9 protein-coding genes are annotated in these 13,239 nt (G+C 63.2%); 2 read left to right on the top strand and 7 right to left on the bottom strand.

The genetic code is table 11. The annotated features are described in order from the left end of the window. Positions 1–44 precede the first annotated feature (44 nt). From AC3IUA_RS08810 to AC3IUA_RS08785, 6 genes are all read right to left on the bottom strand, one after another. Positions 45–827, bottom strand: a complete 783-nt coding sequence (locus AC3IUA_RS08810; protein ID WP_489360081.1) for an SDR family oxidoreductase — start codon at positions 825–827, stop codon at positions 45–47. Further along, complete coding sequence (locus AC3IUA_RS08805; RefSeq protein ID WP_489360079.1) at positions 824–2,521, bottom strand: FAD-binding protein; 1,698 nt, start codon at positions 2,519–2,521, stop codon at positions 824–826. The genes AC3IUA_RS08810 and AC3IUA_RS08805 overlap by 4 nt, the downstream gene beginning before the upstream one ends. A gap of 8 nt (positions 2,522–2,529) precedes the next feature. Next, positions 2,530–4,239 (bottom strand): FAD-dependent oxidoreductase, encoded by a 1,710-nt coding sequence (locus AC3IUA_RS08800; protein ID WP_489360078.1) that lies wholly within the window; start codon positions 4,237–4,239, stop codon positions 2,530–2,532. Positions 4,240–4,436: 197 nt separating this feature from the next. Beyond that, positions 4,437–6,032: an amidase gene (locus tag AC3IUA_RS08795; protein WP_489360076.1), complete on the bottom strand. Its 1,596-nt coding sequence runs from the start codon at positions 6,030–6,032 to the stop codon at positions 4,437–4,439. A 97-nt stretch (positions 6,033–6,129) separates the two neighbouring features. Next, positions 6,130–7,782: a methyl-accepting chemotaxis protein gene (locus AC3IUA_RS08790; protein WP_489360074.1), complete on the bottom strand. Its 1,653-nt coding sequence runs from the start codon at positions 7,780–7,782 to the stop codon at positions 6,130–6,132. A gap of 55 nt (positions 7,783–7,837) precedes the next feature. Beyond that, on the bottom strand, positions 7,838–9,274 hold the full coding sequence (locus tag AC3IUA_RS08785) for a coniferyl aldehyde dehydrogenase (protein ID WP_489360073.1): 1,437 nt from the start codon (positions 9,272–9,274) through the stop codon (positions 7,838–7,840). 198 nt (positions 9,275–9,472) lie between these two features. Between AC3IUA_RS08785 and AC3IUA_RS08780 the strand changes: the two genes are divergently transcribed. Together AC3IUA_RS08780 and AC3IUA_RS08775 are read left to right on the top strand one after the other, a co-directional pair. Then, entirely contained in the window at positions 9,473–10,456 is a 984-nt protein-coding gene (locus AC3IUA_RS08780) for a flavin reductase (protein ID WP_489360071.1), read from the top strand. Next, a complete protein-coding gene (locus AC3IUA_RS08775) occupies positions 10,453–11,790 on the top strand; it encodes a spinster family MFS transporter (RefSeq protein ID WP_489360069.1) in 1,338 nt (445 codons plus the stop codon). The genes AC3IUA_RS08780 and AC3IUA_RS08775 overlap by 4 nt, the downstream gene beginning before the upstream one ends. Positions 11,791–12,079: 289 nt before the next feature. Here AC3IUA_RS08775 and cysQ read toward each other — a convergent pair whose 3' ends face one another. After that, positions 12,080–12,844 (bottom strand): 3'(2'),5'-bisphosphate nucleotidase CysQ, encoded by a 765-nt coding sequence (gene cysQ / locus AC3IUA_RS08770; RefSeq protein ID WP_489360068.1) that lies wholly within the window; start codon positions 12,842–12,844, stop codon positions 12,080–12,082. Between the last annotated feature and the right edge of the window lie 395 nt (positions 12,845–13,239).

Raw genomic sequence — 13,239 nt, 5'->3', positions numbered from 1 at the left:
GACAACAGGCAGCGGCCTTGTGTCTTGCGTCAGCGCATATTCACTCAGATGCTCATGACCATCTGCCCGCTGTCGATGCGCAACTCGACGCCGTTGATCGCCCGCGATTCGTCGCTGGCCAGAAACAGCACGCTTGCCGCGACATCTTCGGGCAGGCACATGCGGTTCATCGGGTCGCTGTCGATGGTCACCCGCGCCGGATCGAGATCCTTGGGGAAACTGCCACTGGTCATGTCCGTGAGGACGCCGTCCGGATGCAGGGTGTTGCAGCGAATCCGGTATTTGCGACGTCGGCAAAACACCGCCACCGAACGCGACAACGCCGCCACCGCGCCCTTGGAGGCGCTGTAGGCCATGTAATCGTCCCGCCCGGCGAGGGCCGCTATCGACGACAGGTTGATGATCGAACCACCGGTTTGCTTCATCAGCGCGATGCCTTCGCGACAGCCGATAAACACGCTGTCGGCATTCACCCGCATGACCTTGTGCCAGTCCTCCAGGGTCGCGTCCTCGATGTTGCCGTGGAGCAGGATGCCGGCGTTGTTCAGCAGTATATCCAGCCGGCCATGCTGCTCGCGCAGGTGGGCCATGACGTGTCGCCAATCGCTCTCACTGCTGGCGTCATGCCGGATAAAGGTCGCCGCCGGCCCGATTTCAGCGGCCAGTGCCTCGCCCGCCGCGACATCCACGTCGCTGATCAGCACCTGGGCGCCTTCCGCCGCCAGCAGGCGGGCACTGGCCCGCCCGATACCCTTGGCCCCGCCGGTTACCAGCGCAACCTTGCCTTGAACACGGCCGTTTTTGTTGTTGTGGTTGTTCGTCATCATGTCGTCTCTTGTGCAGGGGTCGGATGAAGCTGTTTCGCCAGAAGCCGGGCGGCGGCCGCGCCAGCGCGTCGTCCGGAGAACACACAGTCAGCCAGGGATAAACCGCTGATGTAGAGGTGCGAAGGAATGCCCAGCGCAGTGCGTCCCGCGGCGTACAGGCCAGGTATCGCCTGCCCCTGCCCATCGAGCACCGCGCCGTTGAGTTCGTCCACGCGCAACCCGCCGAGGGTCAAGGCACCCAGTGGAAAGACCGGGTTGGTGACGGAAATGTCGCAGGCATAAAACGGCCCCTGATCGAGCACCTGACGCCCATTCGCAGACTTGCCGAAAGGCTCGGGGGCCTCGCCACGGGCTGCAGCGTTGGCCGCCAGTACGGTTTCGCGCAGCGCCGTCGCATTCATCCCGGTGGCCGTGGCCAACTGGCTCAGGTGCTGGCCCTTGCGCACTTTGAACAGCATCAGGGCCAGGGCCGGGAAGCTTTGAAACCACCAATAGCCGCCAAACAAGGCCTCACGGATAGCTTTCTTGCGCAAAGGTGCATCCAGCACCAGCCAGGCTTTACCGCCCTGCTCTTCCATCAAGGGTTGACCCAGGGTCGCGCCGTAGACCTCTTCGTTGCAGAAACGCCGGCCTTCGCGATTGACCACGATGCCCTTGTGCCAACTGTACGGCGGGTTGATGAAACGCCAGGCCGACACCCGCTCCAGCCCGGCGCCCTGACCTCCGACGCTGGTTCCCAGGCGCAGGCCGCTGCCGTCACAGCCTGTGGCACCGACTTTGAAGTTACGCTGGAATTTCGGCGCATGCCGTTTGATCAGTTCGCGATTGAAAATGAACCCGCCGGTACTGAGGATGACGCCGTTCCGGGCGTGAACCAGCCGTGGTCGGGCGAAGTCCCGTTCGAGCTGGCCGATCCGCTCACGCAACTTCTTGCAGTAACCCGCGGCAAAATTCTGCAAACGCTCGGCGCGATCGGCCAGGCGTGCATGCAACGTTGCTTGCGGGCTGCCGGGCGGCATGCACCACATCTCGGCCCCCACCACCCGTCCCTGCGAATCAACCACCAGGCGTTTGGCCGCCGCTTGCAGCAAGGGCCGAGCCCCGGCCCGCAGGCACGCAGCCTTGAGGTGGCCATACAACACCGCGCCGCACTGGCCTTTGCCCACGGTGCGATGGCCCCGCGGCGCCGGTGGCTGCGGGCCGCCATGCTGCGGTACCAGTTCGTTACCGGAGTAATAGAGGAAGTAACCATCAGGCGGGTACGAGGTCTTGCCGCCCGGTGGCATCCGGTGACCGTACGGCGCACCGTGACTTTCCAGCCAGTCGAGGTTGCCGACGCTGTCGGCACAGAAGCGCCGCAGGGTGTCGTCGCTGACCACGTTTTGGGTTTCATGCTTGAGGTAGTCAAACATGGCTTCGGGGGTGTCGCTGAAACCCGCCGCCTGCTGATGGCGGGTGCCGCCACCGGCGTAGACCACCCCGCCACTCTTGGCACTGGCACCGCCACCGGTAAAACGGTCGGCAATCAACACATCGGTACCCTGGGCACGGGCCTCCAGCGCCGCGCAGGCCCCGGCCGCGCCCCAGCCGATTATCAACACGTCGCAATGTTCGTCCCACACCAACGCGCTGCTGTCAGCGACTTGCAAGGGTGTCTGGATTGGCGTGCAGAAGCTGTCATCGAATGTCGCCATACAACCTCCTATCGCTGGCGGGCCAGGTGGTTGGCGGCGACATAGGCGAAGGTCATCGCCGGCCCCAACGTGCCGCCTGCGCCCGGATAGCTGGTGCCCATCACCGATGCCGAACAGTTGCCGATCGCATACAGGCCGGCGATGGGAGCGCCGTCCTCGCGGACCACCTGCGCATGTTCGTTGGTCAACAGACCACCCTTGGTACCGATGTCTCCGGCATCCAGGCGCATGGCGTAATACGGGCCCTTGCGCAATGGCGCCAGGCACGGGTTGGGCTTGATGTTGCTGTCGCCGTAGTAACGGTCGAACACATTGCCGCCGCGCCCGAAGTCCGAATCCTTACCCGTGCGCGCATAGTCGTTGACCTTGACCACGGTGGCTTCAAGACCGATGGCATCGACGCCGATCTGCTTGGCCAGCCCGGCCAAAGAGTCGTCCTTCCAATACAGGGTGTTCAACCATTCCTTGCGCAAGCGGCTATCAGGCATGATCTGGGCCGGCATCAACGGCCCCATCGCATAGTTGAAGCGGAAATGCCCGTCGAAAATCACCCAGGCCGGTACCGACTTACCGCCGGTGAGGCCGTTGTCGCGGTACATGGCATCGACGAACTCCAGGTACGGCGCGGCCTCGTTGACGAAACGCTGACCCAGGCTGTTGACCACGATAGCGCCAGGGAACGCACGCTCGGCAAAAATCCCCCGGGGCTTTTCCTCGCCCGGTACGGCAATGGTCGGTGCCCACCAGGCCCAATCCATTAAGGCGGTGGCTGCACCCTGCGCCAGCCCGGCCTCCAGCGCCGCGCCGGTGTTGTTCCCCGGCGGCGTTGCGCTCCAGCCCATGCGGGTCGGTTGCGGCAGGTATTTTTCACGCAGCGCCTGGTTCTGTTCAAAACCACCGGACGCCAGAATTACCCCGTGACGCGCGTGCAATTGCACCTCGGCACCGCCACGCCGCACGGTCACGCCGTTGACTCGCCCGCCTTCGGTGAGCAATCCGGAAAAATCGGTGTTGAGCCACAGCGGCACGTTGCGGTCCATCAGCGAGCGTCGTAGCGACGCCACCAGTGAGCTGCCCAGGGACGCTCGGCGGTCGATCTTGCTTTTGCGGCGCCATTTGAAATCGAGTTTGTAACGCAGCATCAGGCCCATGATCAGCAAGCGCCAGCCAAAACTGCGCGCCATGACCTTGTGCGCATCGCGGGCGGTCCAGGCAATGCACCCCATGAGCAGGGTCGAGGGCGACGGTTTGCGCAGGTTGTCCAGTTCGTCACCCAACAGGCTGGTGTCGAAGAACTCCGGATCCAGGGTTCTGCCGCCCGGCAAAGCACCCGGCAGGTGCGGGTAATAATCGGGGTATTTGGCAGCCACCGCGTAGCGCACGCGGCTGGTCCGGGCCAGTTCCTCGATCATCTTCGGTGCATTGTCCAGATAGGAGCGCAGTCGGGTTTCATCGACATGTTCGCCTGCCGCTGCCTTCAGATAACGCAAGGCCGTGTCGTAATTGTCGTTGCCGTTCAGCTGGGCGAAATAGTGGTTGTTAGGGATCCAGATACCGCCGCCGGAGATCGCCGAGGTGCCGCCGTACTTGTCGCTCTTTTCCACGACCAGCACGCTGAAACCCTGGTCGGCGAGGAACACCGCCGACGTCATTGCACCTGCGCCCGAACCAACGACAATCACATCGTAGTGGGTCTGAGACTGAACTTGAGCCGTCATTGTTGTTATGCCATTAGCTGAGGTCAGAAATAACCGCCGACGACGCTGCGCGAATGCTGGCGGAGTGCAGCCCATGATCGGGGCTGCACTGGCCGGGCTCATCGTCAAAGCGGACTAGGAACGCGCCACTGCCTGTGGCGAGGGAGGTTTTTGTGGCGAGGGCGCTTGCTCCCTCGCCACAATTAGTCTGCGTTTGCTCAGAGGACGGCGCGCCTGGCGGCCCAGGGACGATCCTGCTCCAGTTGGCTGGCCAGGCGCAGCAGCCCGTCTTCGCCGCCCAGACGGGCAGTGAACATCATGCCCACCGGCAAACCGTTGTCGCTTTGGCCCAGCGGCAGAGAAATGGCCGGTTGCCCGCTGACGTTGGCCAACACGGTGAAGCCGGCGCTGCCCATTGCATGATGGGCATAGCTGTCCCACGGCTGGTCCAGCGTCAGCAGGCCCAGCTGCGGCGTCAGGTTGGCGGTGACCGGCGACAGGATCACGTCGAAGCGTTCGAACGGCTGCTCCATGGTTGCGCCAATACTTTCGAATGACTGACGGGCGCGATACAGGTCTTCACCCGTGGTGGCCTGGGCGCGCTCCAGGTTGACCAAGGTGATTTTCTCCAGATCCTGCGCCGTGGCGGCCCGCCCCAACACCTGCTCGCGGTCGTGAATTGCAGTACGCAATGCGGTGCCGATCACCGCGCCATGGGCACCAAACAGTTGGCGTGGATCGATGTTCAGCGTCAGCTCTTCGACTTCATGCCCCAATCCCGACAATTGCTTGATGGTCTGCTCCAGCGTGGCTGCAATCGCCGGTTCCAGCGCCGCGCCGGTCAATGACTGGCGAACCACGGCGACGCGCAACTTGCCCGGCTCGCGCTGCAATTCTTCGACATACGACCGTAGCAGCGGCGGGATCCAGTAGGCACTGCCCGCCTCATGGCCCTGGCCGGCATCGAGAAACAGCGCGGTATCGCGCACCGTGCGCGAGACCACATTGCCGACGCTGGCACCAAACCAGCCTTCGAAATGCGCCGGCCCGCTCGGAGTGCGATAACGGCTGGGCTTGAGACCCACCAGACCGCAATACGAGGCGGGAATGCGGATCGAGCCGCCACCGTCGGTGGCATGGGCCACGGGCACGATCCCGGCCGCCACGGCCGCCGCCGCGCCGCCTGAGGAACCACCGGCGCTCATGGCCAGGTTCCACGGGTTACGCGTCTGCCCCCAGAGCAACGATTCGGTAGTGGTGGTCAAGCCGAACTCGGGACAGGTCGTCTTGCCAAAAGGCACTGCCCCGGCCTGCTCGTAGCGGGTGATCAGGGTGCTGGTCCGGGCCGCTGGTGGGGCGTCCTTGAAAAGCCGGCAACCATTGCTGGTCGAGGTGCCTTGCAGGTAGGTATTGAGGTCTTTGATCAACACCGGCACGCCGGCCAGCGTGCCCTGGGTTTCGGTGCCGGCGGAGCGGCGCCGGGACAGAAGCGCGCGGGCGTAGGCCTCGTGCAGCATGTTCACCGCCTTGACCCGGGGATTGACCGCTTGGCAGCGAGCCAGCGCCGCCGCCAGCAGGTCTTCGGATTGCAGCTCGCCGTTGCGGATTGCCTGACTCATGGCCCAGGCGTCCAGCCCCTGGTAATCACTGGCCGACAGCCCCGCTGCACGGGCATCGGCAAAGCGCCCCAGGAGCCCGACGCCCGCAGCCAGGACGCCGGCCTTGAGCACGCTGCGCCGGGGCCAGCCGGTCTCCGGCGCGTTGGACAAGGTGGTTGTCGAGGCAGTAATCGGTTGCTGTTCGTTGGTTTTCATAGTGATTGTCGCGCCCTGTCGATTATTGTTATGAGGGTAATTTGAACGGCTTTATGTCTCAGCGATTGCCCCGCCAGCCTTGATCCCGGCCGGGCATTCAAACCACATTGAAGCGGGCCGACAACTGATCCAGCGCCCGCGCCAGTTGCTCCAGGTCAGACGCGGCGACGGCACTGCGACCGGCGTTGGCCGACAGCGCGCCGGTGCCCGCCGAGACACTCTCGACCCGCGCGACCATTTCCCGTGTCACACGCACCTGCTCGGTGATCACCGTGGCAATGGTATCCACGCTACGGATCACGTCATCGGTGCCACTGCGAATCTGCGCCACGGAGTCACCGGCCTCATGCGCCAGACTGACCCCGTCGCGCACGCGGCTGACCACCCGTCCCATGCCGTCGACCACGGCCTGGGTGCCTTCCTGAATGCGTTGCACGGTAAGGTCGATCTCACCAATCGAACTGGCGGTACGCTGAGCCAACATACGGACTTCGTCCGCGACCACGGCAAACCCGCGACCCTGTTCGCCTGCCCGCGCCGCCTCGATGGCCGCGTTCAGGGCCAGCAGATTGGTTTGCTCGGCAATGCTGCGAATGACATTGAGCACGTGGCTGATCTCGTCGGAGAAGCCTTCCAGCTCGCGTATATGCACGGCGGTATCGCTGATCACATCGCTGATGCGGTTCATCTCCTGGGCCATGTCGCGGATAAACCCCTCACTCTTGCCCGAGCGCCCCGCCGAGTGTTGAGTGATGCTGCGCGACATCCTGACATGGTTTTCCACTTCGCCGATCGATCCCGACAGGTGTTCGACTGCACTGGAAATGCCGCGCACCGCATCCGCCTGCTGTTGGGTGGCCAACGAGGCCAGTTCCGCCGATTCAGCCATGTGCGCGGCCTCGAAACTGACTCGCCGTACCAGCGTGCGCATTTGTGAGATCAGCCCGTGCAGGCTATCGCGCATCGCCGCGATGTCGCCGAGCATCTGCGCGAACTCGTCATGGCCCTTGACCACAATGGGTTGCGACAAGTCACCACTGGCGATGGCGCGCACGCTGGCGCCAGCCTGGGCAAAGGCGCGCTTGAGCCGGATCAAGGTGGAAAACGCAGTAAGGCTGCCCGCGAGTACGCCCACCACGGCCAGCGCCAGGTATGCCAGCACCGTCGAGCGATAGCGCTGTTGCGCCGCCTCATACGCTTGCTCGGCCGCGGCCTGCTGGAACGCTTGCAACTTGCCCAGCTCAAGCACGGCAGCATCGCCTTGCGGCTCGGCCATGCGCAGGAATGAAAGAATACCTGGCAGCCGAAAATCCCCGGCACGAAACGTTTCGAGGAGGATGTCCAACTCGTCCTTCCATGCCTGGTAATGCTCGGCGAATGCGTCGCCCGCCTGTTGTTCTTCGCTGGTCAGGGAACGCTGACGGTACTGCGCCCAGAGCTCGTCAAGCACCCGATTGTTTGTCTCGATTACGCTCAGGGTTGCTTCGACGGGGCGGTCGAACGCCGCCACCAACGGACCTTCGGGGTCCTGTTGGATGGCGAGCAAGACCTGGCGCCGACTCTCATCGAGCCGATGCTGGACCTCGCCAAACATCAGCAGCGTCGCCAGATTGTCCTCGTTGATAGCCCGCAGGCTGTCGCGCGCCTGCTGCAAGCCATACGCGCCAAAACCGACCGCCAGTACAAACAACAATGTGGCCAGCAGCGCCCATAGCCACAAGCGCTGAGCGATAGTGATTGTCTTGAACATAAACAATGGCTTATCTCGTGCAACTGACGGGGCGCGGGATGCGCCCCGCTCTCGGTCAGTCGGCAGTCACGCTGGCCAGCATGGCCGCCAGGAAGTGCTCGCCATACGGCGGCAAGAGCCCCCATTCGCGGCGCGGGTCATGCTCCGGGGCCTTGAACACCGTGCGCTGGTGACTGAACTCGAGAAATCCATCATGGCCGTGGTAATGGCCCATGCCCGAGGCGCCGACGCCGCCAAACGGCGCATCGTGCATCGCCGCATGCATCATCACATCGTTGACGGTCACCCCGCCGGACACGGTGTGCTCCAGCACGTAGCGCTGCTCTTGGGGGTCTTTGCCGAAGTAATACAGCGCCAGCGGGCGTGGACGACCATTGATATCGTCAATGACCTGGTCGAGGTCTTCATAGGTGAGTACGACCATGGCGGGGCCGAAGATTTCTTCGCGCATGATCACACTGTCCGGCGCCGGTTCGACCACCACGCGCAGGGGCCGGCGCCGGTCCTGGGCATTCAGCGCCAGGGGTTCGGGCAGGCACTCGACGCGTGCGCCACGGGCCTGGGCATCAAGCACGTAACCTTCGACCCGGTCCAGGTGCCGCTGGTTGACCACCGCCACCACATCCGGGTTGCCGGCCACCGAAGGATTGAGTTCGCTGTAGGTTGCGCGCAGTGCCTCAAGGAAGGGTTCAAGCAGCGCCTTGGGCACATACACCAGATCCGGATTGATGCAGATCTGCCCGCCATTGCAGGCTTTCCCCACGGCGATACTGAAAGCGGTTTTTTTGAGGTCGGCGCTACTGGTGACGATGACCGGCGACTTGCCTCCCAACTCCAGCGTCACCGGCACCAGGTTCTGTGCGGCGTTGCGCATGACCAGCCGCCCCGTCGCAGTACTGCCGGTGTATACCAGGTGGTCAAACGGCTGAGCGCTGAAGGCTTCGGCCAATTCCACGTCGCCGGTGACGACAGCGATCTCCAGCGGGTCGAGGTGTTCAGCGAACAGCTGCGCCACCAGTTCGGCCGTCCGTGGCACCACGTCCGACGGCTTGAGGATGGCCCGGTTGCCCGCGGCCAGAACCGAGGCCAAGGGGCTGAACAGGGTAAACAAAGGCGCGTTCCAGGTGCCGAGAATGCCCACCGTGCCCTTGGGTTGGTACATCACCCACGCCTTGGCGCCGAGCTGGTCGTAAGGCGCGAAAGGCGCACGCGGATCATCCTGCATCCAGTCATGCAGATGGTCTCGCGCATATTTGAGTGAGGCCAGGGCGCCCAGCACGTCATTCATCAAAGAGAAACCGGCAGGCCGACCGCCGAAATCCAGGTCGATCGCCTCGGTCAACGCGCCATGGTGGCGGACCAATAGATCGATGACTTGCTGGAGTCGACGTCGGCGGGTGTCGGCGCTCACCGCACCGGCGCTGGCGAATGCGCTTTTTTGCCGGGATAACAGGCTGGTAAGCCCTTGGACGGATGATGTGACTGAACTCATTCGTGTCCCCTTGCTGGTACTGGCCCCATGGCCGGGAAGCGCCCGATGCGCTTGCCGCCACCCTAGCCGTGCCCCCCTCGCGACGCCTCGTCCGATCGGACGAGGATCGAGCAAATCTGTTAGTCCATTGAGACGATGTTAAACAGCGTGTTGCGACCAATACTGGCCCTACGAAAATCCCACCCCATGAGGCCAGTCATGGCAATGCAAAACGTCAGTTTCGATCCCCAGGCTTTTCGTGCCGCGCTCGGCACCTTTACCACCGGGGTCACCATCATCACCACCCAGACCGAAGACGGCTCACCCGTGGGGATCACGGCCAACAGTTTCAACTCGGTGTCGCTCAATCCGCCGCTGGTGCTCTGGAGCCTGTCCAAGCAGGCCCGCAGCTTGCCGGTCTTCACCAGCGGCAAACACTGGAACGTCCACGTGTTGTCCACCGAACAGGAAACCCTGTCAGGACGTTTCGCCACCCAGGGCGAGAACAAGTTTTCTGAAATCAAGCTGGACAATGGCGTCAGCGAGGCGCCGCTGCTGCAAGACTGCACGGCGCGTTTCCAATGCCGCACCGCGTTCCAGTATGAAGGCGGCGACCACGTGATTTTTGTCGGTGAAGTCCTCGCCTTCGATCACAGCGACCGTGCGCCGCTGGCGTTCCAGAGCGGCCAGTATGCCCTTGCGACCCGCAAGCCGCGCAATGAACTGCGTCTGGCCACCACGCCGCCGCCCCCTGAGTGCAGTTATACCGAGGACTTGCTCGGTTACCTGTTGGGGCGCGGCCATTATCAGGTGCTCAATACGCTGCGGCAGATGCTGAGTAATCAGCAACTGGACGAATGGGCGTTTTTTATCCTGTCGATATTGTGCATCCGAGACAACCTGAGCCTTGAGGAAATCAATACCTTCGTGGCTTACACCGGCCGCGAAGTCACATTGGCGAGCATGCGTTTTCTCGAACACCAGCGCCTGGTGGCGATCGAGGGCTCGGCCGAGTCGCTGCGGTTTGTCCTCACGGCCCAGGGCCGGGAGATTTCACTGCATCAACTGGCGCTGGCCAAGGCCGTGGAAGAGGACCTCTCGGCCAAGCTCGGCACCGCTGACGCACAAGCATTGAAGGTCTTGCTCAAACGCCTGATTGTCGTGAGTGACCCCGGCTTGCCTGATCTCTGGGCACCGCGATGACCGTGGTCCCGGGCACGCTGCCGCCAGCCAGGGTCGGTTGGGGTAGCCACGGTTTGCTGTTGCTGCTGGCCATGGTCTTCGCCGACAACTTCGTCGGGCGACAAATACTCGCGGTGATGATCGAGCCGATCAAAGCCGAGTTCGGCGTCAGCGACACCGCCATGGGGTTGATCTCCGGCCTGGCATTCGCGGCGGTGTATGCGCTCATGGGGTTGCCGGCGGGACGGCTGGTGGACCGCATGCCGCGTACACGCCTGCTGGCCATGTCGTGCCTGCTCTGGGCCGTGGCGACCATGGCCTGCGGGCTGGCCGGAAGCTTCCTGGCGCTGGCCTTTGCGCGGATGCTGGTGGCGGTCAGTGAGTCGCCGACCACCTCGGCTTCGCTGTCAGTGATCGCTGACCTCTATCCCCCGCAACGGCGCTCATTCGCTATCAGTTGCTTTACCTCTGCCCCGACCTTTTCCTCGATCATCGGTTTGAGCATCGGGGCCTGGGTAGTGGAGCACTATGGCTGGCGCAGCGGGTTTATTGCCCTTGGCGTTCCCGCGCTGGTGTTCAGTGCCCTCCTGGCCTTTGTCGTGCGCGACCCGCAACGGGGCCGTTGGGACCTATTGCCCCACGCTCACTCGCCATCTCCACTGTTGGGCATGGGTGCCGAAGCACGCCAGCTCTGGGCGTCGCCGGCCTACCGTTGCCTGATCCTCGCCGGCGGCCTGACCACGCTCAGCGCCTACGCCGTCGGCATGTGGAACACCAGTTTCCTGGTGCGCTCCCACGGCTTGTCACTGCAACACGCCGGGTTGCTGGCCGGAGTCATCTGCGGCACCTGCGCCGGGATCGGTGGCCTGTTCAGTGGTTGGTTAAGTGACCGCCTGAGCCGCCGCCACCCGCACTGGCAGATTTCCATCCCCGTGCTGGGCCATCTGACGGCCCTCTCCGCGCTGATTCCCTATCTGCTCTGGTCCGACGCCGTGCTGATCCGCGTCGGTGATGTACCCATCCCCAGCGCAATGCTCTGGTGCGCGCTCTATGCCTTCTTTGCCGTGTGGTGGGTCGCGCCGTCCTTCAACCTCGTCACCCAACTGGTGCCGCCGGCTCGGCGTGGCAGTGCCATGGCCCTGCAAACCATCGTCAGTACGCTGCTCGGGGTCGGCGTCGGCCCGCTGATCACCGGGTTGTTCAGCGACATGCTGCTACCGCTGTTTGGCCAGGAGTCGCTGCGTTATGCGCTATTGCTGGTGAACCTGCCGGTGCTTGGCGCGGTGCTGTTGCTGGTACGCACGGCGAATCATGCGTCCAGAACGGCCTATCGTCACGCAGCGACCGTCTCGTAACCTCATGAGGTGCCCTACAGCTTCAGGCTATGCCAAGTCCAGCATCGCCTGAACAGTCGCATCGGCGGCGAGAACCTGGCGTGCGGTACACAGCAACAGCGCCATGGCTAAATGGCTGTCGGTTGCCTGCGTCCCTCCACATTCGACTAACCAGTGGTCAAGTGGGTCGCTGGCGGCGCTGATGGCTGCCGAAGCTCGAATCACCCACCACATCGCCAATCTTTAAACCACAGAGGGCCTGCCTCCCTCTCTGGAAGCGGCCCGTACGCAAGCTGATACCGGGTAGGATCTATAGCCCGCGAGCGTAGAAATGCGGGTTGTCCAGGCCGGGCTTGCCATAACCCAGCGCATCACCGGCCAGAGTGAAGATCTGCCCACCGGCGGCGGCCAGTACCGCATGACCCGCGGCGATATCCCACTCCATGGTGCGCCCCAGGCGCGGATAAAGGTCCGCTTCGCCCGCAGCCACCAGACAAATTTTCAGCGATGAGCCAGCGCTTTTCAGTGAGCGCACCTTGCGCCCGTCGAGGAATTTATCCAACGCCTCGGCATCGCCATGGGAGCGGCTGGCGACCACATCCAGTCCATGTTCCGACACCGTTCGACAGTGAATTGCCTGGCGCTTTCCAGCCTGTTCGATAAAGGCGCCGCAACCACGGGCACCGGCGAACAGTCGCTCCAGCGCGGGCGCGAGAACCACCCCAAGCACCGGCTCACCGTTATCGATCAGGGCGATATTGACGGTGAACTCGCCATTGCGATTGATGAACTCCTTGGTCCCGTCCAGCGGGTCCACCAGCCAGAAACGCTGGCCCACCTCGGGCACCTGGCCGGCAGCGGCGGCCTCTTCGGAAATCACCGGAATCTGCGGCGTGCGTGTCGCCAAGGCCTGCAAAATCAAAGTCTCGGCACGCTCGTCAGCCTCGGTCACCGGTGAGGCATCGACTTTCCCGCGCACCTCGAAATCCGAGCGGTACACCTCCAACACCAGTTCGCCCGCTGCGCGAACAATACTGATGACGTCTTCAAGCAGAACAGTCATTGACTCGTTCATGGGAATTCTCCTGTTTTTGTTCTTCGTATGGTCCATTCGGCCTATGCGCCGTTTTCCGGATCCGGGAACAGTACAGACATCCACACCACCGCCACTCAGCAAATGGATGTTTAACAGGAGTTCCTGTGTCCCACGGCAATCAGTTATCCGTTCCACAGATCAACAGACTTCGCCTGCGCGCCGTGCAGTTGCGCATCGCCGGCAGCACGCTCAAAGCCATCAGCCAGGACACAGGACTCTCATCGCCGACGATCATCTCTGCCTACAAGGCGTGGCAAGCCGGTGGCTGGAATGCCGTGCCCGTACGCGAACGCGGGCGCAAGCAAGGTGAAGGCCGCAGTCTCTCTGCCGAGCAGGAACAGAACATCTACCAATTGTTGGTCAGCACGCCGCCG

The organism is Pseudomonas sp. KH_050 (genome assembly GCF_057838875.1).
The sequence above is the reverse complement of the archived record's forward strand: the minus strand, read 5'-3'. Positions and strand labels throughout refer to the sequence as shown.

Bases quoted from the DNA above. Each gene is read 5' to 3' on its own strand.
- AC3IUA_RS08785 (WP_489360073.1), bottom strand. From the start codon at position 9,274: ATGAGTTCAGTCACATCATCCGTCCAAGGGCTTACCAGCCTGTTATCC.
- AC3IUA_RS08795 (WP_489360076.1), bottom strand. From the start codon at position 6,032: ATGAAAACCAACGAACAGCAACCGATTACTGCCTCGACAACCACCTTG.
- AC3IUA_RS08805 (WP_489360079.1), bottom strand. From the start codon at position 2,521: ATGGCGACATTCGATGACAGCTTCTGCACGCCAATCCAGACACCCTTG.
- AC3IUA_RS08810 (WP_489360081.1), bottom strand. From the start codon at position 827: ATGATGACGAACAACCACAACAACAAAAACGGCCGTGTTCAAGGCAAG.
- AC3IUA_RS08775 (WP_489360069.1), top strand. From the start codon at position 10,453: ATGACCGTGGTCCCGGGCACGCTGCCGCCAGCCAGGGTCGGTTGGGGT.
- cysQ (WP_489360068.1), bottom strand. From the start codon at position 12,844: ATGAACGAGTCAATGACTGTTCTGCTTGAAGACGTCATCAGTATTGTT.
- AC3IUA_RS08800 (WP_489360078.1), bottom strand. From the start codon at position 4,239: ATGACGGCTCAAGTTCAGTCTCAGACCCACTACGATGTGATTGTCGTT.
- AC3IUA_RS08790 (WP_489360074.1), bottom strand. From the start codon at position 7,782: ATGTTCAAGACAATCACTATCGCTCAGCGCTTGTGGCTATGGGCGCTG.
- AC3IUA_RS08780 (WP_489360071.1), top strand. From the start codon at position 9,473: ATGGCAATGCAAAACGTCAGTTTCGATCCCCAGGCTTTTCGTGCCGCG.